At 52.2% G+C, this 26,953-nt stretch carries 25 protein-coding genes and 2 pseudogenes; 17 read left to right on the top strand and 10 right to left on the bottom strand.

Translation table 11 applies throughout. The annotated features are described in order from the left end of the window. Positions 1-13: 13 nt before the first annotated feature. Positions 14-577 carry an alkyl hydroperoxide reductase subunit C gene (ahpC, locus tag E5987_RS01190; protein WP_160334252.1) on the top strand — a complete coding sequence of 188 codons (564 nt, stop codon included), beginning with the start codon at positions 14-16 and terminating at the stop codon, positions 575-577. 123 nt (positions 578-700) lie between these two features. Here the strand turns inward: ahpC and E5987_RS01185 are convergent, their stop codons facing one another. The 4 genes from E5987_RS01185 to E5987_RS01170 all read right to left on the bottom strand — a co-directional run bounded on the left by E5987_RS01185 (position 701) and on the right by E5987_RS01170 (position 4,542). Next, complete coding sequence (locus tag E5987_RS01185) at positions 701-1,195, bottom strand: AtaL-like protein (protein ID WP_160334251.1); 495 nt, start codon at positions 1,193-1,195, stop codon at positions 701-703. Continuing rightward, positions 1,167-2,291, bottom strand: a complete 1,125-nt coding sequence (locus tag E5987_RS01180) for an amino acid ABC transporter permease (RefSeq protein ID WP_160334250.1) — start codon at positions 2,289-2,291, stop codon at positions 1,167-1,169. Before E5987_RS01180 ends, E5987_RS01185 begins: the two co-directional genes overlap by 29 nt. Then, the gene (locus E5987_RS01175; protein WP_160334249.1) at positions 2,288-3,445 is read right to left on the bottom strand and encodes an amino acid ABC transporter permease; all 1,158 of its coding nucleotides are present in this window, start codon (positions 3,443-3,445) and stop codon (positions 2,288-2,290) included. Before E5987_RS01175 ends, E5987_RS01180 begins: the two co-directional genes overlap by 4 nt. A gap of 74 nt (positions 3,446-3,519) precedes the next feature. Next, positions 3,520-4,542, bottom strand: coding sequence for an amino acid ABC transporter substrate-binding protein (locus E5987_RS01170; protein WP_160334248.1), 1,023 nt, complete (start codon positions 4,540-4,542; stop codon positions 3,520-3,522). A 174-nt stretch (positions 4,543-4,716) separates the two neighbouring features. Here E5987_RS01170 and E5987_RS01165 point away from each other — a divergent pair, with 174 nt between their 5' ends. The 3 genes from E5987_RS01165 (at position 4,717) to paeA (ending at position 7,377) form a co-directional block, all read left to right on the top strand. Continuing rightward, on the top strand, positions 4,717-5,649 hold the full coding sequence (locus tag E5987_RS01165) for a DnaJ C-terminal domain-containing protein (protein ID WP_160334247.1): 933 nt from the start codon (positions 4,717-4,719) through the stop codon (positions 5,647-5,649). An 11-nt stretch (positions 5,650-5,660) separates the two neighbouring features. Then, positions 5,661-5,966 carry a hypothetical protein gene (locus E5987_RS01160; protein WP_160334246.1) on the top strand — a complete coding sequence of 102 codons (306 nt, stop codon included), beginning with the start codon at positions 5,661-5,663 and terminating at the stop codon, positions 5,964-5,966. A gap of 70 nt (positions 5,967-6,036) precedes the next feature. After that, positions 6,037-7,377: a polyamine export protein PaeA gene (gene paeA / locus E5987_RS01155; RefSeq protein ID WP_160334245.1), complete on the top strand. Its 1,341-nt coding sequence runs from the start codon at positions 6,037-6,039 to the stop codon at positions 7,375-7,377. Between the two features lie 35 nt (positions 7,378-7,412). On the opposite strand, the gene E5987_RS01150 is transcribed toward paeA, so the two are convergent. Continuing rightward, complete coding sequence (locus E5987_RS01150) at positions 7,413-9,926, bottom strand: DNA topoisomerase III (protein ID WP_160334244.1); 2,514 nt, start codon at positions 9,924-9,926, stop codon at positions 7,413-7,415. A 170-nt stretch (positions 9,927-10,096) separates the two neighbouring features. On the opposite strand from E5987_RS01150, the gene def reads away from it, so the two are divergent. Then, positions 10,097-10,630, top strand: a complete 534-nt coding sequence (gene def / locus E5987_RS01145) for a peptide deformylase (RefSeq protein WP_202074508.1) — start codon at positions 10,097-10,099, stop codon at positions 10,628-10,630. Here def and E5987_RS01140 read toward each other — a convergent pair. Beyond that, a complete protein-coding gene (locus tag E5987_RS01140; RefSeq protein WP_160334243.1) occupies positions 10,627-11,523 on the bottom strand; it encodes an alpha/beta fold hydrolase in 897 nt (298 codons plus the stop codon). The genes def and E5987_RS01140 overlap by 4 nt on opposite strands. Before the next feature lie 97 nt (positions 11,524-11,620). Here E5987_RS01140 and fmt point away from each other — a divergent pair, with 97 nt between their 5' ends. The 8 genes and pseudogenes from fmt (at position 11,621) to E5987_RS01105 (ending at position 20,441) form a co-directional block, all read left to right on the top strand. Further along, the gene (gene fmt, locus E5987_RS01135; protein WP_160334242.1) at positions 11,621-12,589 is read left to right on the top strand and encodes a methionyl-tRNA formyltransferase; all 969 of its coding nucleotides are present in this window, start codon (positions 11,621-11,623) and stop codon (positions 12,587-12,589) included. Continuing rightward, on the top strand, positions 12,586-13,890 hold the full coding sequence (gene rsmB / locus E5987_RS01130) for a 16S rRNA (cytosine(967)-C(5))-methyltransferase RsmB (RefSeq protein WP_160334241.1): 1,305 nt from the start codon (positions 12,586-12,588) through the stop codon (positions 13,888-13,890). The genes fmt and rsmB overlap by 4 nt, the downstream gene beginning before the upstream one ends. Next, positions 13,890-14,453, top strand: coding sequence for a DUF4390 domain-containing protein (locus E5987_RS01125; RefSeq protein ID WP_160334240.1), 564 nt, complete (start codon positions 13,890-13,892; stop codon positions 14,451-14,453). Before rsmB ends, E5987_RS01125 begins: the two co-directional genes overlap by 1 nt. A 1-nt stretch (position 14,454) precedes the next feature. Further along, positions 14,455-16,683: a sensor histidine kinase gene (locus E5987_RS01120; RefSeq protein WP_160334239.1), complete on the top strand. Its 2,229-nt coding sequence runs from the start codon at positions 14,455-14,457 to the stop codon at positions 16,681-16,683. A 68-nt stretch (positions 16,684-16,751) separates the two neighbouring features. Next, a pseudogene (locus tag E5987_RS13415) lies at positions 16,752-17,079 on the top strand (response regulator); the annotation flags it as partial. 242 nt (positions 17,080-17,321) lie between these two features. After that, a pseudogene (locus E5987_RS13410) lies at positions 17,322-17,507 on the top strand (helix-turn-helix domain-containing protein); the annotation flags it as partial. A gap of 37 nt (positions 17,508-17,544) precedes the next feature. After that, positions 17,545-18,957: a Trk system potassium transporter TrkA gene (gene trkA / locus E5987_RS01110; RefSeq protein ID WP_160334237.1), complete on the top strand. Its 1,413-nt coding sequence runs from the start codon at positions 17,545-17,547 to the stop codon at positions 18,955-18,957. A 2-nt stretch (positions 18,958-18,959) separates the two neighbouring features. After that, positions 18,960-20,441: a TrkH family potassium uptake protein gene (locus E5987_RS01105; RefSeq protein WP_160334236.1), complete on the top strand. Its 1,482-nt coding sequence runs from the start codon at positions 18,960-18,962 to the stop codon at positions 20,439-20,441. Here the strand turns inward: E5987_RS01105 and E5987_RS01100 are convergent. Then, positions 20,438-20,791 carry a DUF1840 domain-containing protein gene (locus E5987_RS01100; RefSeq protein ID WP_160334235.1) on the bottom strand — a complete coding sequence of 118 codons (354 nt, stop codon included), beginning with the start codon at positions 20,789-20,791 and terminating at the stop codon, positions 20,438-20,440. The two genes, E5987_RS01105 and E5987_RS01100, sit on opposite strands and share 4 nt — an antisense overlap. Positions 20,792-20,952: 161 nt before the next feature. Here E5987_RS01100 and E5987_RS01095 point away from each other — a divergent pair, with 161 nt between their 5' ends. The 4 genes from E5987_RS01095 to E5987_RS01080 are packed head-to-tail and all read left to right on the top strand — an operon-like array spanning position 20,953 to position 24,068. Beyond that, the gene (locus tag E5987_RS01095) at positions 20,953-21,339 is read left to right on the top strand and encodes a PTS sugar transporter subunit IIA (RefSeq protein ID WP_160334234.1); all 387 of its coding nucleotides are present in this window, start codon (positions 20,953-20,955) and stop codon (positions 21,337-21,339) included. Further along, the gene (locus E5987_RS01090) at positions 21,336-21,605 is read left to right on the top strand and encodes an HPr family phosphocarrier protein (RefSeq protein ID WP_160334233.1); all 270 of its coding nucleotides are present in this window, start codon (positions 21,336-21,338) and stop codon (positions 21,603-21,605) included. The genes E5987_RS01095 and E5987_RS01090 overlap by 4 nt, the downstream gene beginning before the upstream one ends. Positions 21,606-21,607: 2 nt before the next feature. Further along, positions 21,608-23,413 (top strand): phosphoenolpyruvate--protein phosphotransferase, encoded by a 1,806-nt coding sequence (gene ptsP, locus E5987_RS01085; protein ID WP_160334232.1) that lies wholly within the window; start codon positions 21,608-21,610, stop codon positions 23,411-23,413. Continuing rightward, positions 23,406-24,068 (top strand): YecA/YgfB family protein, encoded by a 663-nt coding sequence (locus tag E5987_RS01080; RefSeq protein ID WP_160334231.1) that lies wholly within the window; start codon positions 23,406-23,408, stop codon positions 24,066-24,068. Before ptsP ends, E5987_RS01080 begins: the two co-directional genes overlap by 8 nt. Here the strand turns inward: E5987_RS01080 and E5987_RS01075 are convergent. The 3 genes from E5987_RS01075 to E5987_RS01065 are packed head-to-tail and all read right to left on the bottom strand — an operon-like array spanning position 24,065 to position 26,924. Then, on the bottom strand, positions 24,065-25,459 hold the full coding sequence (locus E5987_RS01075) for an AmpG family muropeptide MFS transporter (RefSeq protein ID WP_237178674.1): 1,395 nt from the start codon (positions 25,457-25,459) through the stop codon (positions 24,065-24,067). The genes E5987_RS01080 and E5987_RS01075 overlap by 4 nt on opposite strands. Next, positions 25,456-26,151, bottom strand: coding sequence for a pseudouridine synthase (locus E5987_RS01070; protein WP_160334229.1), 696 nt, complete (start codon positions 26,149-26,151; stop codon positions 25,456-25,458). The genes E5987_RS01075 and E5987_RS01070 overlap by 4 nt, the downstream gene beginning before the upstream one ends. Continuing rightward, entirely contained in the window at positions 26,148-26,924 is a 777-nt protein-coding gene (locus E5987_RS01065) for an exodeoxyribonuclease III (RefSeq protein WP_160334228.1), read from the bottom strand. Before E5987_RS01065 ends, E5987_RS01070 begins: the two co-directional genes overlap by 4 nt. Positions 26,925-26,953 lie beyond the last annotated feature (29 nt).

Here is a 26,953-nt window from a genome sequence, read left to right as displayed (position 1 = left end):
AAAGGAGAAATGAATGTCCCTTATCGGAACACAGCTTCAGCCGTTCACAGCTGAGGCTTTTGAAAAATTCGAATTCAAGACCATCACTGACGCCGATCTGAAAGGTAAGTGGTCTGTTGTTTTCTTCTACCCGGCTGACTTCACATTTGTCTGCCCGACAGAGCTTGAAGATCTCGCTGACAACTATGCTGAATTCCAGAAGATCGGCTGCGAAATTTACTCTGTTTCCACAGATACGCATTTTGCTCACAAAGCTTGGCACGACTCTTCTGAAGCCATTAAAAAGGTTCAGTTCCCGATGCTTGGCGATCCGACAGGTCAGCTCTCTCGCAATTTCGGCGTGATGATTGAGTCTGCCGGTCTTGCTCAGCGCGGCACTTTCGTGATCAATCCGAACGGCCGTATCGTTGCCTGCGAAATCCATGACGAAGGCATCGGTCGTGACGCTAAGGAACTTCTGCGCAAGGTTCAGGCTGCTCAGTTCATTGAAGCCAACCCCGGCATGGTCTGCCCGGCCAAATGGAAACCCGGTAAAGACACTCTGAAGCCGTCTATCGACCTCGTCGGTGCGATCTAAGACAGAGTCTCGCTTATACAAAGCGATTTTGTCTGATTCATAGTTTCCAAACCCTCCGTCGGAATCTCCTTCGGAGGGTTTCTTGTTTGCTTCAGACGGTCTGCGCAGGCGGCCTTAGCGCAGTTACTTTACATTCCCTTTCAGTAGCAGTCCGAGTACCCCTGCGGTCAGCTCTTCATCTTTTAATTTCCACGCGTTATGGATGAGCCCTTGTATTTCGCGCGGGTGTTCCAATTTTCTTTCTGCCTTTTCCTTTAAATCTTCTTTATACGTGAAGTGCAGCGCGTACTGACCGTTGTCATTGCGCACGATTCTGATTTCGAGTGTGGATCTCGGATTATGCGCAGCCGAGTCAATTGTCGTAAGAACGTGATCCTCAGGGAAAAATTCGAGCACTTCTTCAATGCAGTGGCCGCTGTGCATCTGCACGCGCAGTTTCTGGGTTATTTTCCCAGGTTCTTCTTTGCGTTCGATCGCCTCGATTTCGGTAAAGAGGTCACTGAATTTATGTCGATTCAGTAAGACGTAAGTCAGCGCCTGCCATACCTGCTCACGCTCGAAGCGGTTTTCTTCACTTCCGATTTTTACTTCATGTTCCAACACGATCTGCATCGTCATTTTTTTGTCCTTCCTGAGCCGCCATTTGTTTCTTTTTTAGAATTCGCTGTTCCAGCCAAACACTGTAGCGGGACATAATAAAGCTGAATACAAGGTAGATTATGGCGATGAACAAATACCCTTCAAGGAAGAAGTTGCGCCAATTGGGATCACCCAAAGCGAGACGAAGGCTTCCGGTGAGGTCATACATGGAGACGATCGTGACAAGGGAAGTGTCCATGAAGGTTGAAAGCAGATTATTGACAAAAGCCGGGATAATCGCGGCGAGCGCCTGCGGCAGGATCGCTGAAACATAAGTCTGAAACTTATTCAGTCCGAGTGCGGCCGCGGCCTCAAACTGCCCCTTCGGTATGGTCTGCAGACCGCCTCGGACGGTTTCAGCCATATAAGCGGCCTGAAACAGCACGATACCGATGACGATTCGCCAGAACGCATCGATTCTCCAGCCCGGCGGGAGAATGAGCGGGAAGATGAAAGAGGCCACGAAGAGAACTGTAATCAGCGGCACGCCGCGGACCAATTCGATATAACCGATGCAGATATTACGGATGGCGGTTAGTTTGGAAGTGCGACCGATCGCAAGAAGAATGCCGATCGGAGCTGAAGCCGTCATGCCGAAAAGCGTCAGAATGATTGTCAGAGGCAGGCCGCCCCAATAGTCCGGGTCGATGGAGCTCAGGCCGAAAATACCTCCTCTCATGAAGATGAAAAACGCTGCCAGAGCGGCGAGCCAGAGTGCACCGAGGATCTTTATACCGGTCTTGGTCCAGGTTTGAGGGAATGCGGAGACAAACAGCATAAGAAGGACTGAGCTGGTGCCGACGGCGGACCGCCATTGTTCATCGTAGGGGAAGCGGCCGAAAATGATCAGACGCCACTTTTCCGCGACAAATCCCCAGCAGGCTCCGTCATGATTTTTCAGACAGGCCTGAAAGTCAGCTCTGAAAATAGCGTCGGAAACACCCCATTTCCAAGCGTACCAGCCTGCGGCACCCACGAATAGAAATAGCCCGAGCGTGATTACGGAAGCGATTGGAGAATAAAAGAGCGAAGAGCGCAGAGAGTATGCCAGTCCGCGGTTTTGATGATGTTTCATCGCGCCCCCCTGGTCACCAAAGCATTAACTTTATTCATCAGGACGGAAATAATGAGGTTCAGGACCAGATATACCGACATGATGATGACGATGACTTCCAGTGCCTGTCCGTTTAAGTTGATCGTTGAATTGCCGATCGACACAAGATCCGGATAGCCGACCACCACCGCCAAGGAAGAGTTCTTTGTCAGATTCATATACTGACTGGCAAGCGGAGGTACAGCGAGTTTGAGGGCCTGAGGAAAGATAACGTAGCTGACGGTTTCCATCTGCGTCATGCCGAGTGAAAGAGCCGCGTTCCATTGTCCCTTAGGGACTGCGAGTACGCCGGCACGAATAATCTCTGCAATTGCTGAGGAGGTGAACAGTGTCAGACCGATCCAAAGAGCAAGGAATTCCGGAGAAAGGGAGCTGCCGCCTTCGATCGCAAAACCCTGAAGTTCAGGTTTGGACCAGCCGAAAATAATGCCCGCGGCGAACCAGACCGCGCCGCCCGCCAATAAGGCGCAGCCGAGCGCTAATGTACTGGAGATCAGGCCGGTATAAGTTTTAATAAAAGTTCTTCTGCAGAAAATAAAACACAGGATCGCTGAAACGGCTGAGGCTGCGGCGGCTGCATGAAAATCTGTCGGGACTGCGTACTGCAGTCCGGCTTTGGAAAGCAGGGCCCAAGAGCCGAAATGCAGCGCTTCCGTTGAATCGGGAAGCAGTTCCGTGATCAGCAGATAGATCAGCAGCAACTGAACGATAAGAGGGATGTTTCGATAGAACTCGACATGCGCCGCCCCCAGAAACTTCAGCAGCGGATGTTTGGACAGTCTCATTAAGCCGACGATGATGCCGAGGACTGTGGCGGTAATAATGGAAACTGCCGCAACACGAATGGTATTGAGCAGGCCGGCCAAAAACGCTCGTCCGTACGATTCTGTCGAGCTGAAGCTGATGAGCGATTCTCCCAGTTCAAAACCCGCGCTCTCGCTTAGGAAACCGAAGCCGGAATGAATATTTCTTGCTGCGAGGTTGGATGAGATGTTAAATGCGAAGCTTCCGAAAATTACTAAAAGCGCAGCAAGCAGAATGAACTGCCAGATAAACGCTTTCTTTTTTCTTGATTTCTCCCGCCTGTGGAAAGCCTCGTCGCCGTGCCGATTCATAGTTTTAATAATAATGATGAGACAGGTCGGACAGACCTGCCTCAGTGATAGCTGTTATTAGTCGAAACTAGATTTTAGCGGACAGGAGGCGCATACAGGATGCCGCCGTTAGTCCACTGGTTGTTGATACCGCGGGGCAGAGCAAGCGGAGTCTTCGGTCCGAGATTTTTTTCGAAGCTCTCACCGTAATTGCCGACCTGTTTGACGATGCGATAGGACCAATCCTTGTCCAGACCGAGAAGTTTGCCGGTATCGTCGCCTGCACCGGTCAGACGCTTCACATTGGGGTCGGTGCTGGTTTTACGTAGCTCGTCGACATTAGCGGATGTAATGCCTTTTTCTTCGGCCTCAATCATGGCGTTCAGCACCCAGCGGGCGATCTGGAACCATTCATTATCACCGCGGCGAACGGCAGGTCCGAGCGGTTCTTTGGAGATGACTTCAGGAAGAATAATGTAGTCATCAGGGTTGGCGGCCTTTGTTCTGGCGCCGGCGAGGTCGCTCATGTCAGTGGTGTAAACCTGGCAGCGTCCGGAGAGGAAAGCGCCCTGAGTTGCTTCAGTGGTATCAAAGACTACAGCCTTGTATTTCATGTTGTTGGACTTGAAATAGTCGGCGACGCTCGGTTCGCTGCTGGTTCCGGACTGTACGCAGATAGTGGCGCCGTTAAGCTGTTTGGCAGACTTGACGTTCAGTTTCTTCGGAACCAGGAAGCCCTGTCCGTCATAGTAGTTAGTGCCGACGAAGACTGCGCCTAAGGAGGCGTCACGAGTCAGGTTCCAGGTAGTGTTGCGGGCGAGCACGTCGATTTCTCCGGCCTGAAGCGCAGAGAAGCGCTGTGGAGAGTTGAGGGGAACGAACTTAACTTTGGTTGCATCGCCCAGGACCGCGGCGGCCAGAGCGCGGCAGTAATCAACATCCAGACCGGTCCAGTTTCCCTGGCTGTCAGCGTTTGAGAAGCCGGGCGCAGCAGTGTTCACGCCGCAGACGACGACTCCGCTGGATTTAACTTTGTCCAGAACGGTGCCCGCGGAGGCGGCTGCGGCAAAGGCGAACGAAGCCGCGACAAGGCCCGCGGCAGTCAGTGTTTTTTTCATTTTGATTTCTCCAAATGGAATTAACAACGTAATTATTTTTTACCATAAGCAGCACGCCGGAAAATGTTTTTCAGGGACTAAATTCAATGTCCGCATCTGCCCATTTTTAGTCTGGGCTTCAACATATTCGGGACAAACAGTAGAGACTAATCAAATCTCTAAAGAGGACTTGTTATGGAATACAAGGATTACTACAAAATTTTAGGAGTGGAACGCGGAGCTTCTGAGACAGATATCAAGAAAGCCTTCCGAAAGCTTGCGCACAAATACCATCCCGACGTTTCTAAAGAGAAGGACGCGGAGGTGAAATTCAAGGACGTCAATGAGGCCTATCAGACGCTGTCGGATCCTGAAAAACGCGCCGCATATGACCAGCTCGGTCAGCGCCGCGACGGAAGCAATTTTGAGCCGCCTCCGGGATGGGGCGGTTTCGGCGGAGCCGGTGCTTCCGGCTTTGGCGGATTTGATTTCGGCGACAGCGGGTTTGATTTTTCCGATCTGTTCTCGCATATGGGCGCCTCTCGCGCTCGTCAGCCAGAGGCGGGCGAGGATCTGAATGCGGAAGTTCAGATTACGCCGGAACAGGCCTTTAACGGCACCACAGTCAGTCTCTCGCTTCGTGAACCAGAGGCCGGAGCCGACGGCAGGGTGCGTCACGTCACCAAGACTCTGGAGGTCAAGGTTCCCGCAGGAACGATCAGCGGCCAGAGAATGCGTTTGGCAGGCAAGGGCGGCCCGGGCTATAACGGCGGTCCGAACGGCAATCTCTACATTACGATCAACATCAGTGAAGGCGGACGTTTCCGTGTTGACGGGCGCGATGTTTATCTGACCGTTCCGCTTGCACCGTATGAGGCGGTGCTTGGCACAGAAGCTGTGATACCGACGCTTTCAGGCGGCAAGATTTCCGTTAAGGTGCCGGCCGGTGCTAAAGCCGGTCAAAAGATCCGTATCGCGGGAAAGGGGTTCCCGAACAAGAAGGGTGCTGCCGGAGACATGTATCTCGTGATTTCTATTGTTGTTCCTCCCGCTCCCACCGAAGAGGAGAAAGAGCTTTATAAGAGGCTCTCAGAGGTTTCAACGTTTAACCCTAGAGAGAATTTGTAGGAGGAACGGCTATGAGCACTGCGATTGTGACTGAGATTCGTACGACGCTGAGCCCCGAGGAGTTCCGAGAAATGAGCGGTTTTCCGCTGAAGGTTTTTGACGAACTGCAGGAGCTGGGTGCCTTTGATGAATTTTTAAGCAACGGACGATTCCGCTCCGCGACGTTTCGTATAACGCATCGGGCGGAAAACCTGCGCCGGGTGTTTGAGCTGGACGCCAACTCTCTGGCACTGATTCTTCATTTTATGGGCGAAGCCGAAACCTTAAGAGATGATTTAAGGAAGGCTCGTCTGTGCAATATTAACCCCTATCTATAGTCTGGTATCCGCCGCAGGTCCTTTCTATTTGGTAGGCTTGTACCTATGTGTATCAATTTGAGGGGACTTTATGGATTTAACACTGAAAATTTTTGCTATTTTTCTGCTGATTCTTGCGGCGGCGTACTTTGCTATCTCTGAAATTTCACTGGCCGGCTCGCGTCGTGTTCGTTTGACGCAAATGGCGGAAGCCGGAGACAGCCGAGCGCAGGAAGTGCTGAATCTGCAGGAAAAGCCGGGTCCCTTCTTTTCCGTGATTCAAATCGGCATTAATGCGGTCGCCATTCTCGGCGGTATCGTAGGTGAGCCTGCGTTTAAGGGAATTTTCAACACACTTCTTGAGCCGATTCTTCCTCAGCAGTATCTGGACACGACGTCGTTTGTCTGTTCATTTGTTGTAGTGACGATTCTTTTCATTATTTTTGCCGACCTCATCCCAAAACGCATCGGGATGTCAAAGCCTGAGGAGATATCCGTCCGCCTCATCGGTTCCATGCAGGTGCTGATTCGCCTGCTCAAGCCTTTTGTGTGGGTTCTCACAATTATTTCCAATTCCATTATGAAGATGCTCGGGCTGCCGACTCAGAATAAAACCCGTCTGACGAGTGAGGATATTGTTGCGACGGTAGATGCAGGGGCGGCAGCGGGGCTTATCGCTCCGACGGAGCAGGCAGCAATTGAAAACGTGATGGATTTGGAAAGCAGGCTTGTTCCGAGTGCGATGACGGCGCGTGAATATGTGGTTTACTTCACGCTTGACGAGAGCTACGAAAGCATCACAAAGAAGATTGCGGAAAGCCCGCACAATAAATTCCCGGTCTGCGACCGCGACATTGACCATGTTATCGGCTATGTCGACGCAAAAGACCTGCTTCGCCGCGTCATTGAAGGCAAGACCTTCTCTCTTAAAGATCAGAACTGCATTTCTTCAATCCCTGCGGTTCCCGATTCGCTCACTCTTTCAGAGGTTCTGGAATTGTTCAAAAATCAGCGCTCCGACTTTGCGGTGGTGCTGAATGAATATGCGCTGACTGTTGGTGTGATTACGCTCAATGACATCATGAGTACTGTGATGGGCGAATTTGTTCTGACGCCGGATGAGGCGCAGATTGTGCAGCGCGATGACGGCTCTTGGCTGATTGACGGCGCGACTCCGATTGACGATTTAGAGCGTGTGTTCGATTTTGGTCCCCTGCCGGAGGATGAAACCTACGAAACGGTTGCGGGTTTTATGATGTATATGCTGAGAAAAATTCCGAAGCTGACGGACCGATTTGTCTACGAAGGTTATCGTTTTGAAGTGATCGACGTTGAGCGGCACAGAATCGATCAGATACTTGTCACGAAGGTTGATGATAAGAAAGAGCAGACCTCTGCATCGGAGGACTCTGAACAGGAAGAGCAGAAGTAATAAACGGCGGGCTTTAAGCCCGCCGTTTTTACGCATTACTCGGCTGCTTTTTTCGTGGTGCGCCGTCCGGCGATTTTCTTTTGTTCTCCTGCGGGCTTTTCTTCAAATTTGAAGCCGATTTTTCCGCCCTTTTCCAGAACCAGGAAAGCGGAGAATTTCCGTTTGGTTCGGTTGGAGACAAAGTTGGTCAGCAGATCTGTGGAGCCGGTTTTCAGAAGTTTTTCCATTTGTTCACGCGCAATCGGCTGCTGCAGAATAACCTTGGAACTTCTGAAAGCGCATTTCTTCTTAGCCTTCGGGTCGACATGATTTTCGCAGGCGTAAGCGTTTTCCGTTTCATACACGTTTGCGCCGCAGACCGGACAGACGCCGACGGGTTCCTGCTTGCGCAGTTCATCGACGCTGACGGTGACTTGTGAAGTGTTTTCTCCGAAGTCAAAATCAATCTTGTAATCGGGCGCAGGACCAAGTTTCAGTTCGGCGGAGAAGGGGCGTCCGAGTTTGCTGATAAATCCGTCGAGCGGTCCGATTTTGCCCTTAGTCAGCAGCTCGTCAACTTCATCGGGAGCGAAGGTGCGTCCTCCCGGATGTTTCGGAATGCTGTAGCCGCATTTTGTGCACGCGAATCTGCGGTAGTTTTCTACGATAGGACCGCCGCATTTCGGACAGGGCGTTTTAAGCATAGCGGGGTTATCTAAGGGGACCGTGTCAGCGCCGTAGCTTTTTGCGGCGTCGACAATCTCCTTAGTGAGGCCGCCGATTTCAGTCATAAAGTCCTTGCGTGAGAGCTTGCCTTTTTCGATTTGCGAGAGCTTGTATTCCCACTCACCGGTCAGTTCGGCCTCCGAGAGTGTTTGAATTTTCAGCCCCTTGAGCAGGGTCAGGAGCTGAGTCGCTTTTGCGGTTGGGACCAATTCTCGGTTTTCCCGGATCATGTAGTTCTGCTGAATGAGTCCTTCGATGATTGCGGCTCGTGTCGCCGGCGTTCCGATGCCTTTTTCAGACATCGCATCCCGCAGTTCAGCTTCTTCGAGTGTTTTGCCCGCGCCTTCCATCGCGCTCAGCAGCGAGGCTTCTGTGTAGCGAGCAGGCGGCTTGGTTGCAAGAGCAGTAGGTTCAGCTTTCAGCGTGAGGGCTGATTCTTTCGGTTTAATCGGCACCAGCTCAGCACCGTCTTCACCGGCGGAGCGGCCGTAAACTTCAAGCCAGCCGGGGCTGACAAGAACTTTGCCTTCGGTAATAAAGCTGTAGTTTTCGACTTCGGTGACGCGTGTCGTGTTATTGAACTGGGCGGGCGGATAAAAGATTGCGATAAAACGCTTGACTACCAGTTCATAGACCTTCTGTTCAGCTTCGGACAAGGTGGTCTTAGGCTCCTGAGTGGTCGGAATAATCGCGAAGTGGTCACTGATTTTGGCGTTGTTAAAGACTTTTTTGCTGAACACAACATAGTCATTTTTGAGCGCCTTAGCCGCGTATTTGCCCAGAGGACTGTGTTCTGCGAGCAGCTGCAGCGTACTCTTCACCGTCGGAAGATAGTCCTCCGGAAGCGCTCGCGCGTCGGTTCTCGGGTAGGTCAGCAGTTTGTGTTTCTCGTAGAGTGCCTGAGCGATTGCCAAGGTGGTCTTCGCTGAGAATCCGAATCTGGAGTTCGCATCCCTCTGCAGTGTTGTCAAATCGTACAGAGCGGGGCAGTTAGAAGTTGACGGTTTAGAGGTATCGACCGCGGTGCCGGTTTTTCCGCGGCAGGCGTCTGCGATTTTAGCGGCCTCTTCGGCGCTGAATAATCGTTCGGCCTTTTTGACCGGATCGCTGCTCTTTTTGAATTTAGGGTCGAAGAATTTTCCGCTGTAGTTTCCCTCGGCCACCTTGAATTCGGCGTGTACCTCCCAATACGGGGTCGGCACAAAGGCGCGAATCTGTTCTTCGCGCTTAACGACCAGTGCAAGTGTAGGCGTCTGCACGCGGCCGACGGTCGTCAGAAAGAAGCCGCCATCCTTGCTGTTGAAGGCTGTAAGCGCTCTTGTGCCGTTAATTCCGACAAGCCAGTCCGCCTCCGATCTGCTTCGCGCCGCATCGGCAAGAGACTGCATTTCTTCGTCGCTTCTCAGGTGTTTGAACGCTTCAACAATGGCGTGTTTCGTCATTGACTGCAGCCACAGCCGTTCGATCGGTTTTTTGGATTTAACCGCTTCGACGATATAGCGGAAAATTAGCTCGCCCTCTCGTCCCGCATCGCATGCGTTGATGAGTTTGTCTACTTCCCGGCTCTTGATCAGTTTCTTAAGTGAGTTGAGTTTTGCTTCGGATTTTTTAATCGGCGAGAGATCGAAGTGCGAGGGAATGACCGGCAGATGCGCAAAGCTCCATTTGCCTCTTTTGACTTCATATTCCGGCGGCTCTTTCAGCTCGAGCAGGTGGCCGACGGCGGACGCCACGATATAGTGTTCGCCCACATAATGATCGCCTTCTTTTTTAAGCCCGCCGATAGCTCTGGCAATGTCTGCGGCGACTGAAGGTTTTTCAGCAATAACTAACGATTTACCCATGATGAAAACTTAAAACATTCTTTTTTTAAATTAGCACTTTTTGGGATGACTGCAACCAATTGACTTTTGGGAGATTTACAATCTTCTGTAAGCGTTCGAGACGCAGCTCGTTTAAAATGCTGCGGCTCTGAGAGAGCGCTGATGATTCAGATTTAGTTGAGAGGATTACTTTGGCCATTCTTCCTATTTTGAAATATCCGGATCCGCGGTTGAAGACGAAAGCCGCAAAAGTGACAGAGTTTAACGAAGAGCTTGAAAAGCTGGCTTCCGATATGGCTGAGACGATGTATAAAGCGCCTGGCGTGGGACTTGCCGCGACGCAGGTTGATCGTCACATCCGCCTAATTGTGATTGACGTCACGGAAGAAAAGAATGATTTAAAGATTCTCATTAATCCGGAGATTGTTTCTTCAAGCGAAGAGACCAAGCCTTGGGAAGAAGGCTGTCTTTCCGTACCCGGTATTTACGATAAGGTGACGCGTCCGGCCAATGTCCGAGTGCGCGCTCAGGATCTTAAAGGCAACAGTTATGAAATGGACTGTGACGGCTTGCTCGCGGTTTGTGTTCAGCATGAAATGGACCATCTTGACGGAGTTGTTTTTGTTGATCATCTGAGCATGCTGAAAAAGCAGCGTATTCGTCACAAGATTCAAAAGCAGCGTCTTGAAGAGGCGAAAGCGGCCAAGCAGGCCGCCCGCGCCTAACACTCCGAAGACCAGACAAGGTCGGCGATTGCGTCAGCGATCGTCTCCAAATGTATCGGCGTAAGATCGTGTCCCATTTTCGGAAGGGACATAAATCTTGCGCCGTTAATTAATTCTGCGACTTCCTTGCCCGCGGAAAGCGGCAGCAGAGGGTCGTCCTCTCCATGGATGACTAAAGTCGGTACGGTAATCCGCGAGAGCTGCTGCGAGCGGTCGCCGCTCGCCAGAATTGCAAGCAGCTGTCTTTCTCCGGCCGCAGGATCGAGCGGGTGAGCTGCGACGTCTGCAAGCTGTCGCTCCAGATCTTCTTCCTGATACTGATAATGCGGACTTTTCAATGTCATGAAGACCTGAGTCAAACGTTTTTTCCTCTCTTGTTCGGAGTCATCTCCCAAGCTTTGGCTCAGGATAGAGTAGATCGCCTTGAGTTTGCCAAAACCCGTACGGGGATTCCCCGAAGCGGACATGATTGACGTCAGAGAGCAGACGCGGGAGGGACGGATGCCTGCAAGTATCTGTGCGATCATTCCGCCCATAGAGGCGCCCACCGCGTGAACGCGCGGCACATTTAAGTAATCCAGAAGAGCTGCCAGGTCAAGCGCCATATCTTCCAAACGATAGGGCGCGGGTACAGGCATTCTCAGCAGAGCGCGGCCGATCGCGATCGGCACCGAGGTTTGAATTTTTCTGTTGCTGAATTTCTCCGACAGACCCGCGTCTCGGTTATCCACGGTAATGACGCGCAGGCCTCTGACAAGCAGCTGCTCAATGAATTTATCCGGCCATGCTGATGCCGGCATGCTCAGTCCCATGATCAGCAGCACGGTAGGAAGCGCAGGATCACCGAGAATTTCGTAGTTCAGCTTGACGGTTTTCAGATCAACGATTGGCATATCTATGCTCGGAAAGTAACTGATTGGATTATGAAACATCCGCACGTGTCATACAATCAGACTTTGTCATATTCGGATATAGCCGGAGAAAGAGAAGATGAGAATTGTTTTTGCCGGAACGCCGGACTTTGCAGCCGAGGCTCTCAGAAAACTGATCGAAAGCGAGCATGAGGTCGTGCTGGTGCTGAGTCAGCCGGATCGGCCCTCAGGGCGAGGCCGAAAGCTCAAGGCAAGCGAAGTCAAGCAGACCGCTCTGAGCGCCGGAATTAAGGTGCTGACGCCGCTGACGCTTCGCCGCTCCAAGGGGCTGGAGGAAACCGCTGAAGCGATTGAAGCAATGAAAGCTGCTGACGCTGATGTTCTTGTGGTTGCGGCTTACGGACTCATTATTCCTCAGGAAGTGCTGGATATACCGAGAGGCGTTTCGCCGGAGCATCCGGAAATCAAGGCCGTTAACATTCACGGCAGTCTCCTGCCGGCATGGAGAGGCGCCGCTCCGATTGCACGCGCGATCGAGAAGGGAGACGCCGAGACCGGCATTACGCTCATGCAGATGGATGCGGGACTGGATACCGGGCCGATGCTGATGGAAGAGTCGGTTCCGATCACTGAGAAAGATACGGCTGAGAATCTGACGCGTGAGCTCTCTGAGCTTGGCGCCGAGATGCTGCTCCGGTATTTAGATGATCCGAACGCATATCCGCCGAGAGCGCAGCCGCAAGGCGCGACATATGCCAATAAATTGTCTAAGGAAGAAGGTCGGATTGACTGGGGACAGTCGGCTCAGGAGATCGCATGCAGAATTCGGGCATTCAATCCGGCGCCCGGCTGTTTCTTTAGTTTAAATGATGAAGTATTGAAGGCCTGGATGGCTGCTGCCGACTCGGGTAAAACGAGCTTGGCGCCGGGAACTGTTATTAGCAGCGACGCAAAAGGAATCTGTGTGGCCTGCGGCGGCGGAACGGTGCTGCGTCTGACACGTCTGCAGAGGCCCGGCGGAAAGAAACTGGACGTGCGGGACTTTCTTTCCGGTCATTCGATTAAAGCGGGAGAGGTTTTCAAATGAAAATCGGCAGTTTGGCTGAGGCGCTGGTTCGATCCGCGGCGCCCTGGATCAGTATCAAAGGCGGAGTTTCTCTTGATAAGGCGCTTAGTGAAATTCCCCGAGACGCTGCTTATCGGGGCGCCTGTCAAAACCTGCTTTACTGCGTCAGTCGGCGCAGGGCTTTTGCTGAAGCCGCTGTCGCAAAATTGGTCAGCAGGGCGCCCGATGCGAAGACCGCGGCGCTGCTGGAGCTTTCGATTAGTCTTCTAAAGGAAGGCAAGGAGCAGGAATTTACCGTCTGCAACCAAGCGGTTATCGCGGCGAAGTCGGATCCGCAGACCATGAGAGCGGCCAACTTCGTTAATGCGATTCTGCGGCGCTATCTTCGTGAAAAACGCCGGCTGACCGATGAGCTTGAGCGCAGTCCGGTGGTCCGCTACAACGCGCCCATGTGGTGGATTCGCCGCTATGAGGCCGTTTTCGGAAAATCCTCGCGAGAGATTTTTTCGCTGCAAAGAAGGCATCCTCCCCTGACGCTGCGCGTCAACAAGAGAAAAGCCGTTCTTGAAGATGTGCTCGCGGACTACCGTGCTAAGGAAATCGTGTGTGTTCCTGAAGGTATGTACGGACTTCGCTTGGAGGAGCCGCGTCCGGTTCGGGATATTCCCGGTTTTGCCGACGGATTGGTGTCGGTCCAGGATGCGGGCAGTCAGCTTGCCGCACCGATTCTCGGCGCAAAAGACGGGATGCGCGTACTGGACGCCTGTGCTGCGCCCGGCGGGAAAACCGCGCATATTTTGGAGCTGGCCGATGTGGACTTAACCGCATTGGAAATTGATCCTCTGCGGGCCGTCCGCATTACTGAAAATTTGGATCGGCTGGGTTTGAAGGCGAACGTCCGAGTTGCGGATGCGTCGGATATTCAGTCCTGGTGGGACGGCAAACCGTTTGACAGAATTCTTTTGGATGCTCCGTGCACGGCTTCCGGAATTGTTCGCAGACACCCGGACATTCCGTGGTCCCGCAAGCCTGAAGATATTGCTCAGCTGGCTCGTACTCAGGCAAAGCTTTTGGAGAATTTATGGCCTCTTCTGGTAAAAGGGGGAAGAATTCTTTATGCTGTATGTTCAGTGTTTTCTGAGGAAGGTCCTGCACAGATAGAGTCGTTTTGTTCCAAGCATCCGGACGCCAAACTGATTCCTATCGGTCCTGACAAGGAGATTCTCCTGAGTCTGCCGCCTGCTGAAGGCGTTCAGGATAAGCCGGAATTCTTCCCGAAGACGCATGATGGATTTTTCTACGCGCTTATAGAGAAGATTTAATGTTATTGAAGAAGGTTGTTCTGGCTGCCGCGCTTGTGCTGAGCGCGGTCGGTCAGGCGTATTCAGCGTCGGTTGAGCCGGTGACGGCGGAGATTTCTGCGCAGCGGACTCCGTCGAGCGGGCTGTTCTTCAATGGCGAGTTTAATTTTGAGCTGACCGACGAGCTTATGGATGTTCTTCTGCGCGGGATTACGCTCAGCTTTGTTCTGGAAGTTGAAGTTGAAAAAAAGCGCTGGTATTGGTTTGATCGTGACATTGCCGGCGCATCTGAGCACATTCGCCTGAGCTTCAATCCGCTCACACGCAAATACAAGCTCAGCATCGGCGGCATGACGCAAAGTTTTGAGTCGCCCGCGGCCGCGCTCGCCATGATGAAAAATGTCTCCAACCTCTATTTAGGATCGTATCGGGAATTAAATCCGGAGGGCTACAGCGCAAAAGCACGATTTTACCTTGACACAAGCAAGCTGCCTAAGCCCTTCCAGGTTACGCTCCGCCGCGAAGACGGCTGGAATGTAGACAGCGGTTGGTTCCCTGTCAAAATAACCCGTTCGGAGGGCTGAGTTGTCAAAGTATCTCAGATTGGCTCTGTTGGCTTTAATAGGGCTTAGCTGTGTGCTTTTATTTCTTCTGGTGAGTGCAAGCCAGAACACGGTATTTTTTGAAAAGTACTATACCGTTCTCCTGTATATCAACACCTTTGTGATGCTCGTGTTCATGGGCATGGTCGGCGCGCTTCTTTACCAGCTTTACCGCAATGCGAAGCGAAAAAAATACGGTGTCAAAATTCTTTCGAAATTTGCGCTTGCGCTCGGGCTGACCGGTGTGCTTCCCGGAATCTTGATTTTTGCTGTTTCTGTTCAGTTTCTTCACCATTCCGTGGATTCCTGGTTCGACGTCAGAGTGGAACGCGCTCTGGATTCAGGTCTTACGCTCGGCCGCGAAGTGCTTGAGAATTTCCAATCCAATGTGCTGGTGAAGGCTCGTAAAATTTCAGCAGAAATCGCAGAAACTCCGCCCTCCGGCTGGCTCGCCGTGCTGGATGCCGCACGGGAGCGCGAGGGGGTGCAGGAAGCAGTGCTGATCACCTCAAGCGGCAATCTCTTAGCCGTTTCCGGCAGCTCCTTTGGCAAACTGGTTCCGACCGTTCCTTCGAATCGAGTGCTGCAGGCGGCGCGTACGCATGGTTTTTGGCAGACGATTGATGACAATAATCCGGGACTTCAGAGAGCTCAGGTCGTGATTCCTATCCCGACGGCTGACGGTTCGATTTCGCTCGCGCTGCGTTCGCAGAAGGATATTTTTATGCTGGATGCTCCTTCTTCCGGCAGAGAGTCTGTTTTTCTCGAACTGATTGACAATGTCCCGCCCTCGCTTGCAAGCAATGCCGAGACGCTGATGAACGGTTATCGGGATTATCAGGAAATGGTTCTCGCCCGCAGCGGCCTTCGCAACATTTACTCCATCTCACTGACGCTGGTGCTTCTGCTTTCCATGTTTGGCGCGATAGCGATTTCGGTGATTATGGCCAACCGCATCAGCAAACCGCTGATGCTGCTTCTGGAAGGTATTCGGCGAGTCGGCGCCGGCCAGTATGAGCAGCTTCCCGAGGTGAGGACAAACGATGAAGTCGGGGAGCTTGCCCGTTCGTTCAACACAATGACCGGGCAGCTTGCACAGGCGCGGGAAGATCTGGAAAGCCGCAGTGAAGAACTGGGTCAGGCCAAAGAATACCTGGAACGAATTCTGGCAAAGATGTCCTCCGGTGTGATTGTGCTCAGCAGCCACAGCCAGCTGATTTCCGCCAACTCAGCGGCTTCCAGAATTCTCGGCATCAATCTCACCGAGTGCTTAGGCGCTCTGCTGAAGGACATCATGCCGGCCTTCGCGTCGGTGGTGAGTGAAAAGCTTGCGCTCTGCACAGAAGAGAACTCTGACATTTCGATTCAGTGTGAATATCAGCGGCCGGACAAACTTCAGGAAAAGCTCAATATTTTTGCGAGAGCGACTCGGCTGACGCTTGGCGAAGACAAAGGATATCTGCTGGTTTTTGACGACGTCACCGCGCTTGCGGCCGCTCAGAGAACGGAGGCATGGGGCGAGGTGGCCCGTCGTCTTGCCCACGAGATTAAGAATCCGCTGACGCCGATCCAGCTTGCCGCCGAGCGACTGGAGATGAAGCTTAAGGATAAGGTTCAGGGACGGGATCAGGAAATTTTGGAAAGGGCGACCAAAACCATTGTCAGCCAGGTCACGGCAATGAAGCAGATGGTTAATGATTTTCGCCTGTATGCAAAGATCGGAGCGCCGCATTATGACCGTCTGGACCTCACTGTTTTTATTGAGGAAGTGGCTCATTTCTATCAGGCGGCCGGGATTCGCGTTCAGCTGGCTCTACAGGAGCCGATGCCCGCGATTGAGGGGGATGCAAATCAGCTTCGTCAGGTATTTCATAATTTGTTCTCCAATGCGATGGAGGCGCTTCCTTCCAAGGAGCAGCTAGTGGTTTCGATCCGCACCTCGGTGATAAGGAACGAGACAAGCGGAGAGGCCGAGGGCGTCAGCCTGGAAGTAAGCGATAATGGTCCGGGGTTCACCAAACAGATTCTGGAACACGCGTTTGAGCCCTATGTGACGACAAAGTCTTCCGGCACAGGTCTGGGCCTTGCCATGATCAAGAAGATCGTTGATGAGCACGGAGCGTCGGTTACCGCGGTGAATTTAACGGATGAAAAGGGAGAGGTTCGCGGAGCCGCTCTGTTTTTTGTTTTTAGAAGGCTTTGGACCGTTTAGGAAGAATTCGGACTTGATAGAATAGAAGTCCATAGAGAAGTAAGAATTATTCAGAAAGTAAAGATTTTATGGCAGTTGTTTTAGTTGTAGACGACGAAATCGGCATTCGCGAACTTTTGTCAGAAATTCTCTCTGATGAGGGTTACGGAGTTCTTCTGGCGGAAAACGCCAGTGCGGCACGAGCTGCGATGAACCAGCATCCGGATTTGGTCCTTTTGGATATCTGGATGCCGGATAACGATGGGATTTCTCTGCTGAAGGAGTGGAGTTCGAGCGGACAGCTGACAGCGCCTGTGATCATGATGAGCGGTCATGCCACTCTGGATACAGCCGTTGAAGCGACCAAATTCGGCGCTGTGGATTTTCTGGAAAAGCCGATTGCGCTTTCTCGTCTGATCAGCGCCGTGAAGGAAGCTCTGCAGAAGAGTTCTAAGGAGCCCAGAATCGGAGACTCTCAGGCCTCCGCGCGTATTGATGCGCTGCGGGATACGACGGTTTATGCGCATCCGTTCCCGGCTTCCGGAAGCTCTTACCGATCTTCCGGTTCTCATTCCGCGGATGCCCGAGTGACGGCAATTTCGGATCAGCCTCCGCGCACCAGCGCAGAGGACACCAAAGCGCTGCTGGGTCAGGTGGACTTTTCCGCTCCGCTCAGAGAAGCCAGAGATCAATTTGAGCGGCTTTACTTCTTGAATCTGCTGAAAAGAGAAAACAATAGTATTTCGCGTGTTGCCGCATTTGCCGGATTAGAGCGCACGCATCTGTATCGAAAGCTTAAGCAGCTGGGAATTGAGATTGGAAAGACGGTGAGAGCCCGCGAGTAGCCTCCCGAAGACCTGATCTCCGGCAATGGAGCAATAAATGAGGATTCTCATAGTTGGAGCGGGGAAAGTCGGTTCTTCCGTTGCAGGGAATTTAGTGTCTGAGTCCAACGACATTACGATTGTTGATACAGACAAGGACCGCATAACAGACATTCAGAATAATTACGACCTTCAGGGCATCGTAGGCGACGCGACGTCTCCCTCTGTTCTTGCCGAGGCCGGAGCGGTGGACGCGGACATGATTATTGCCGTGACCGCTAATGACGAAACCAATCTCGCCGTAACTCTGATTGCCGAGCAGCTTTTTAATGTTCCGTCGCGCATCGCGCGTGTGCGCAATGATGAGCTTCGTGAATATCCGGCGCTTCTGTCGACTGCGGGGTTTCGTGCGACTTCCGTTATATGGCCGGAAGAGGCGATCACGAATTATATTGTTCAGCTGATTACCTATCCGGAAGCGCTGCAGGTCATTGAGTTTTCCGAGGCGGACGTCATTTTGATGTCCGTTAAAGTCGTGAGCGAGGCCAAGATGTGCGGCCAAACGGTTGACACTATTCATAGTCTGCTGCCGCGCGTAAAAGTTCAGATTGTTTCCATCTACCGACAAAAATACCGTCTGGATGATATCCGCGGCAACACTGTGATTGAGGCGGGAGACGAGATTTTCTTCCTCACAACCAAGGACAGCGCGATGGACGTTGTCAAAGTACTTCGTCAGCGGGTACGTCGTTCCGATCGCGTCATGATTGTCGGCGGTGACAGCTTAGGGCTGCAGCTTGCCAAAGCGCTCGACGATGTGGAGACAGCCTCCGGAGATGTCTACAACGTCAAAATCATTGAGCCGGACTTGGAGCGCTGTCAGTTCCTGTCGCAGAACCTTTCAAGTTCCGTTCTGGTGCTTCACGGAGATATGACGGACGAAGGTCTTTTTGTGAATGAAGGCATTGCGAATACCGATTTATTTATTGCCGTCAGCAGTGATGACGAAGACAACATCATGTCGTGTCTGCTTGCGAAGAAATTGGGTGCGCATCGTGCCATTACGCTGATCAACCGTGCTGACTACATTGATTTGGTTGAGGGCACCAGTATTGATATCGCGTTTTCTCCAACGGAAGCGACGCTTTCGGATTTGCTGCGTCACATTCGTCAGGGCGATGTTTTGTCTGCGCACACGCTGCGCAGAGGCGGAGCCGAAGTGATGGAAATCGTCGCACACGGCAATGAGAAGAATTCAAAGATCATAGGACGGCATGCCGCTCAGATTTCCATGCCAGACGGCACTTCGATCGGATGTGTGCTTCGTAAAGTGAACGGCATCTTTGAAGTGTTTATGGCCGATAAGGACCTCGTTATTCAGGACGGGGACCAGGTGATTGTGTTTATGGGCAGCAAGCGGCAGATTTCTGATGTTGAGAAACTATTTGCTCCATCAGTAGGTTTCTTTTAATCATGACGATGCTGCCGCCCGTACTCAGACTCATGCTTCTGCCCGTACTCAACGTGCTTGGGCCGATTTTGGTGGGATTTTCTCTATCGATGCTGATCCCGCTTGCATTATCTTTATGGAAAAACGACGGAGCTGAGGCCGGTTTTGAGATCGCGTTCTGCATTACTTTCTTTACCGGGCTATTTTTGTGGCTGAGCACGCGCCGGTTTAAGCGTGAGCTGATTCCAAGAGACGGTTTTCTGCTGGTCACGATGGCATGGGTGCTTCTTGCGCTCGCCGCGACGATCCCGCTCTATGTCAATATTGAAAATATTTCCTTCATACATGCGTTTTTTGAAGCGACATCCGGGATTACGACGACTTGCGCGACGATTCTCTCGGGGCTGGATCGTCTTCCGATCAGTGTCAATTTCTGGCGCTGTTTCCTCGCATGGATGGGCGGTATTGGAATCCTGGTGACGGCCGTGGCGGTTTTACCGCTCTTGGGCGTGGGCGGCGCTCAGATCTTTCGCGCCGAGTCTACAGGGCCGCTCAAAGAAGGGCGCCTAACGCCGAGGATCGCCGATACTGCCAAAGCGTTCTACAACATTTACTTTGCGATTTCCGTCGTTTGCGCAGTTTGCTATCACTTTGCCGGCATGGACTGGGATGATGCGATCATGCATACCTTTACGACGGTTTCTTTAGGCGGGTATTCCTCGCATGACGCGAGTTTCGCCTATTGGTCGAGCCGGACGGTGGACTGGGTCTGCGTGATCTTTCTGATTATCGGCGGCATTAACTTCTCCATGCACTTTACCGCCTGGAGGAAGCTCTCGTTCAGAACCTATCTGAAGGACGCGGAGACATGCGGATGGATCCTGACGATTGTTCTGCTCTCTGCGTTTATTTCGTTCCTTCTGGTTTATGACAAAACGTACGCCACAGTTTCAGACGCGATTTATTACGGCGTGACCAATACAGTTTTTGTGATTAGTACTGGCGGCTTTGCGAACACGAACTACGGTGAATGGTCGCTTGTGGCGCAGCTGCTGATTTTGCTGGCAAGCTGTTTTGCGACGTGCGCCGGGTCAACCGGCGGCGGCATCAAGATGATCCGAGCGATTGCTTTGGTGAAGCAGGGCAATCTGGAGTTCAAGAGAATTCTGCATCCGAAGATGGTTCGCCCGCTCAAGATTGGGTCTCAGACCATTGACAAGCAGGTAGTCTTCTTGGTTTTGGCCTTCCTGATGCTGTACACGATCATTGCGCTTTTCAGCACAATCACATTCATGCTTTCAGGGCTGGACGGTCTGACGGCTTTTTCGGCGGCTCTGGCGTGCCTGAACAATCTCGGACCGGCCCTTGGAAGTCTTGGGCCGGCCTATAACTTTGCGTCCCTCAACGATTTTCAGATTGCTTTCTGCTGCTTCCTGATGGTGATCGGACGCTTGGAGCTCTTTACTGTGCTCGTACTCTTCACGCGCGGTTTCTGGCGGGCTTAAACACCCCAGACGACAGGCGTATCTTCTTTGAGGCTTCTTTCGAGCATTTCAAGAAGCGGATAAGCGCGCTGAGTGAAGTAGACCGGCGCTTCGATAGCGGGTTTCTTTTCCTCATCCAGGTCTTTGCCCTCGCGGAAGCGTTTGTCTTCACGCTCGCGCAGGCCTTTGAGAAATTCTTTTTCCTTTTCCATTGCATCTTTCAGTGCGGCGATGGCGTCAGGGATCTCTTCGGGTGTGAGTACGCCTCTCAGGCCTAAAGGTTTGCCGATGACTTTAAAGATTTTTTCTGCGGTTTCGCGGAACATAAAAATTTCACCGGCGGCTTTGCTTTTAAAGGTAACAATTGCCATAAGCGTCTCCTCTGTTGGTTTTTGATATTTTATTGTTTTCTGCGCCTGTGTTGGTACGGAGTCTGTGCAAAGAAGGTTCTCTGTCTGCGAATATGGCGTACGGCAAATCTGCCGGATGAAATATATACTTTCAAGGAGTTAAACATGTTGGAAGGACAGTTATGAGCGTGAGTTTGATAATCGCGGCGCATAAGCCGATAGCGAGCGCTTTTAGGGAAGCGACTCTTCAGATTATGAAAGAGGTCCCGGATTTCATAGCTGTTGATATTGATTCGGACGCTTCGGCTGAGGCGCTTCAGAAACAGCTTTCTGAGGCATGGAATTCCATCGAGGCCGAAGAACGTGTTGTGATTCTTGATATTGAAGGTGCGACGCCCTGCAATGTGATGCGCGGATTTTGCGAAACACATCCCTGCTTATTTCTTGTGCCGCTCTCTCTGCCGCTTCTCTTTAAGATGATTTGCTATCGCTCTCTTTCTTTGAAAGAGCTTGAACAGAAGGCAAAAGAAATTGGCGTCACCGCGTATCTCATTGAAGGAAAAAAATGAAATCCATTCAGGTAACGGTATTGAATCGTCTTGGTCTGCATGCTCGTCCGGCTGCTAAGCTCACTCAGAAGGGCAATGAATTTTTAAGTGATATTCGCATTGAGAAAGGCGGCCGAAAGGTCAACGGTAAGTCGATCATGGGCGTCATGCTGCTTGCGGCTTCCAAAGGTACGGAGCTTACCGTCACAGCGGATGGAACAGACGAGGATGCGGCCTTAGCGGCGGTAAAAGAATTATTTGACAGCAAATTCGGAGAGCAGGAATAGCCATGACTGACGAAGCGGTTCGTCCCAGGCAGGAATTAAGAGGAGTCGGCGTCTCCAGCGGGATCGGCTTTGGCCAGGCCAGAGTCATGAATTCCGGCTCTCTGCAGCTTCCTCAGTATCAGATTGAGGCTTCTCAGTCTCAGCAGGAAGTGGCGCGTCTTGCCTCCGCGATTACGGCGGTGAACAAGGAGCTTGATCTGATGATCCGGCGCTCGCCCAAGAAAGCGCCCAAAGAGGTGAAAGCCTTCCTTGAAGTTTTCCGAATGCTTGTGAATGACGAGACATTGTTTACGGAAACTTCGCGTCTGATTGAGCAGAAGCTGATTAATGCCGAGTGGGCGCTCGAGCAGCATCTCGAAGAGGTCCGCAAGGTATTTGAGAATCTGTCCGACTCTTATTTGGCTGAACGCGGCGATGACATTGAGCATGTCGTCACACGGCTTCAGGAAGAGCTGACCGGCGGGCGCAGACTTGGGGAACAGGTTCGGGATGCGGCGGATGAATCTGTCATTTTAGTGACGCATGACCTTTCGTTTGCGGATGTGATCTGGCTGACCGAGTATGAGGAGCTCGATCTTGTCGGCATCGTAACGGAGAAGGGCGGCCCCACTTCGCATACCGCGGTACTTTCTCAAACTCTGTTTATCCCGGCCATTGTCGGCGTAGGCGGTGCTGTCGGGCTGATCCAGAGCGGTGATCGAGTATTTGTTGACTCGCACAGCGGAACGATTATCTGCAATCCGGATGCGAAGGAAACCAAAGAGATCGCTTCACGCGTCAAGGATCAGGAAAGAAATTATTCTCAGCGATTCAGGGCAAGAAGACGGGCGGCGCAGACCAAAGACGGTTTTCGCATGACGCTCAAGGCTAATGTCGCAATGGTTTCCGGACTTGACGATATTCTGCATCTCGGCGCGCAGGGAATAGGGCTTTTTAGGAGCGAATACCTTTTTATGGGGCGGCAGGTTCTTCCCACAGAGCAGGAGCAGTACGAAAGCTACCGCACGCTTATCGAGGGGATGGGAAAGCGTCCGGTCACGATTCGAACGATTGACGTCGGCGGCGATAAGATTTTGACTCCTGAAGCGCTTCATCAGAATGTTTCGTCCGGGGCGGAGAAGGAAGATAATCCGGCTTTAGGGCTCAGGGCAATTCGTTTTTCGCTGGTGAATCCGAATCTCTTTTTAATTCAGCTTCGTGCGATTTTGAGAGCGGCACACGGTTTTGATGTTCGGATACTTTTGCCTCTGGTGTCGAACCTTCATGAGATTGAAGAAGCAAAGCGCTATATTGCGCTGGCCAAGGCGCAACTTAGTGAAGAGCAGGTACCGTTTAATCCCGATGTGAAAGTCGGCATTATGGTAGAGCTTCCGGCGGCGGTGCTCTGTATTGAGGAATTTTTGGAAGCGTCTGATTTTATCTGCATCGGCACCAATGATCTGATTCAGTATTGTCTCGGTGTGGACCGCGGCAATGCTGCGGTGGCCCCGCTTTATGACGAACTGCATCCGGCGGTTTTGAAGCTTTTGAAGATGAGTGCGAAGGCCGCCGCCAAAGCAGAGAAACCGATTTCGATTTGCGGAGAGGCAGGCGGAAAAAGCAGACTGGTACCGATTTTTATCGGTCTGGGCATCAAGGAGCTGTCGATGGCGCCGATGAATATTCCCGAAGTGAAGGAAGCGGTTCTCGGGCTTAAGCACTCTGCCTGCGTACGTTTGGTACAGCAGCTGTCAAAAGCGCATGACGGTCCTCACGCGGCCGAGATTTTGGATCAGTTTTGGGAAAAAGAGGAGAACAGGAATGTCTGAAAAGAGTAACGCAATGACGGTTGATGAGCTTAGTGAACTCGATGAGCTGCTTGCTTCGGTGGATGAAAGTGCGGAACCGATGGACGCGTCGGAAGCAGACGGTTTTATGACCGCGATACAGCTGCTGCCGACTCTTCCCGATACCAGAAGCTGGCTTGGGCGGATTCTTTCCACGAACGGCAAAGCCTCGGCTTCTACAGGCAGTGCCTCAGAAGACAAGCGTTTGAGGGAGTTGCTCATAAAACGTTTTCGTGAAATTGGAGAAACGCTTGCCAATTCGCAGCCCCTTGATCCGATCTACTTTGATGCCGAAGACGAGCGAGGCAGAGTTTTGGAAGGAAAGGAAGCGATTAAGGCTCTGGAGCCGTTTGCCATGGGCTTTTTAGAAGCCGGTCAGATTTGGCCCGATTTCCTGGAGAAATCCGATTCTCCCAAGATTGCCCTGGCGCTGCACGGAATTCTGCGTCATCTGCCGCAGGAGAGCTTGGGGGATTTCGCAGAAACGAAACAAATCCTCGATAAGGAAGCGCCGCTTGAGGACTTGCCCGCGGCGCTCTCCGATTTAGCCAGCTGTGTCGCGGAGATCGCCAATGTGACAAAGGGCTACGCATTTCCGGAGCTTAATGAGCCGATGGAGGAAGAGAGCAAAAATTAATGCTTTGATTTCTCCAGCATCCCGATTACCGGGATGAGGATCAAGACGGGTATGCCAAGCGCCGCAGTGATGATAAAGAAATTGGCATATCCGACGCTTTCGACCATAACGCCGGAGAAACCTGCGAGAAACTTAGGCAGAATCAGCATGATGGAGGAGAAGACCGCGTACTGAGTCGCCGAATACCGGACGTTGGTGAGCCCTGAGAGGTATGCGATAAAGGCGGCGCTTGCGAGACCTCCGGAGAGGTTGTCCGCGCTTACGGTAAAGACGAGGAATGCGAGGTCATGGCCGAGGCCTGCGAGGCAGGAGAAAAGCAGGTTGGTCGCGGAGGCAAGCAGCGCTCCGATAAAAAGCGTTTTAAGCACGCCCAAGCGCAGGACGACAACTCCCCCGACGAATGTACCGACCAAAGTCATGACGACGCCGAAAATTTTCGATACAGCGGCGACTTCTTCCTTACTGAATCCGAGATCTCGATAGAAAGGATTGCTCATAACGCCCATGACAACGTCGCTGATTCGATAGGTGGCAATGAGCAGCAGAATGGCGGCCGCATGCCACTTGTAGCGATCAAAGAAGTCGGCGATCGGACTCCAGCAGATAACTTTGAGCCAGCCGATAACTTTCGCAGCGGGCTGAGGCAGAGCGTCGTGCGTTCTGACGAATTCTTTGACCTTGCTTTTGACCTCCCGCAGCTCCCTGAGTTTGTCTGCCTCATCGATTTTATTAGGGGCGGGCGAGAGAATCGAGGTAAGAAGTCCGACACCGATGGAGGCGGCCATAATCAGATAAGCGACGGTCCAGCCCTTTTGATCGTAGACGCTGTCCGGAGTCGTTTGGAAGAGCGCCGCGAGCGCGAAGGCGCCGGCTCCGGCCCAAATCATAGCGATTCGATATCCGGTTTGATAAGTCGCTGCAAGCGCTCCCTGCAGATCGGTATCCGCGCTTTCAATACGGTAGGCGTCCAGAGAAATATCCTGTGTCGCAGACGCAAAGGCGGTCAGAAACGCAAAGAACGTCAGCAGCGGCAGATGGAAGCGAGGGTCGGAAAAAGCCATGCCCGAGAGAGAGAGCATCAGCATGAGCTGCGAGAGGATCAGCCACGTGCGCCGCTGTCCCAATTTCGCGGAGAAGTAGGGAATTTTGAGATTATCGACGAGGGGCGCCCACAGCCATTTGCATCCGTAGACCAATCCGATCCAGGACATGAAGCCGATGGTTTTAAGGTCGATTCCCGCCTCGCGCAGCCAGAATCCAAGAGTACCGAGGACAAGCAGCAGAGGAAGTCCTGCGGAGAATCCGAGGAAAAACATTCTCAGACATACCGGCTGCAGATAAATGCGGAACGCGCCGAACCAATTCTGAAGTTTTGAGCCGAGGGTGCTCATCCCGTGATCTCCGAGGCTGACGCGACCCAGCGCCATTGGCCGGCCGCCAGATCTGCCGGGAGTTTAAGGCGTCCGAACTGTACGCGTTCAAGTGCCGTGACTCGGTTTGAGACCGCAGCCAGCATGCGTTTTACCTGATGATATTTGCCCTGCGCGAGCGTGAGCTCGATAACATTGTCTGTGATCTTTACGCAGGAGCCGGCTTTGACTTCCGCTTTTTCATCCTTGAGCAGCACGCCTTTGAGCAGCGTACTGATCTGGTTGTCCGTAATCGGATGCTTGAGTGTGACTCGGTAGACCTTGTCAACATGTTTTTTAGGGTGTGTCAGGCGATGAATGAGTTTGCCGTCGTCGGTAAAAAGGAGCAGTCCGGTTGTGTCTTCGTCAAGTCGTCCCACCGGCTGCAGTTTTCGGGTTCTAAGCGGCGGCGGGAGCAGGCTGATCACGGAAGGATGGTGCAGCGGCTTGAGTGAGCATTCGTAGTGCTCAGGCTTGTTCATCATCACGATGGCTTTCTCGTAGTAAGGCCAAGCGGTGCCGTCAACGGTAAAGACGAGATCCTTCGTGTCAATATCTTCATCAGGGTCTTCGACAGGCATGCCTGCGGCGGTGAACTTGCCGAGCAGTATCAGGCCCCGACATTCATGACGTGTGCCGAAGCCTTGAGAGAAGAGAATCTGTTCTGCTTTCATTTGATATCGAAATCGTAGACAACGGTGAGAGGCGCGTGATCCGAAAAGCGTCCATCGCGGTACACGTCGGTTTTGGAGGCTTTTGCTGCAATCAGCGGTGTCGCAATCTGATAATCGATACGCCAGCCGACGTTGTTTTGACGCGCTCTGCCGCGATTGCTCCACCAGGTGTATTGGTTAGGCCGGGGATCAAGCTTACGGAAGACGTCTGTCCAGCCGTTGGCAAAGAGATCAGTGAGCCATTGACGCTCTTGCGGAAGGAACCCGGAGTTTTTGAGATTTCTTTTCCAGTTTTTGATATCGATTTCCTTGTGCGCGATATTGACGTCGCCGCAGAGGACAACTTCCCGTCCGTCGGCTTTTAGTGTGTTTAAGCGGTCCAAAATGACATCGAGGAAGCGGAATTTTGCCTGCTGACGTTCCTCTGAAGAACTTCCTGAAGGGAAATAGATGGAGACGACGATCAGGTTCTTAAAGCGTACTTCAACATACCTTCCTTCACGATCGAACTCTTCGCTGCCGAATCCGATAATGACTTCATCCGGTTCTTTTTTGGTCAGTACCGCGCACCCCGAATAGCCTTTTTTTTCCGCACAGTGGAAGTATCGAAAGGAGGAGGGTCCGAGAGTAAGTTCTTCGGGGACCTCGTGATCCTGAGACTTGAGCTCCTGAATACAAACGATGTCAGCGTCCTGCGCAGAGAGCCAGGATTGAAAGCCTTTTTGGACAGCACTTCTGATGCCGTTTGTGTTGGCGGTAATGATTTTCAGCACGTTGGTACCCGTTGATAAAGATGCTGTCT

It is taken from the genome of Parasutterella muris (assembly GCF_009767915.1).
GTDB lineage: Bacteria > Pseudomonadota > Gammaproteobacteria > Burkholderiales > Burkholderiaceae_F > Parasutterella > Parasutterella muris.
Note: the sequence above shows the minus strand (reverse complement) of the source record. Positions and strands in the feature narration are given on the sequence as shown.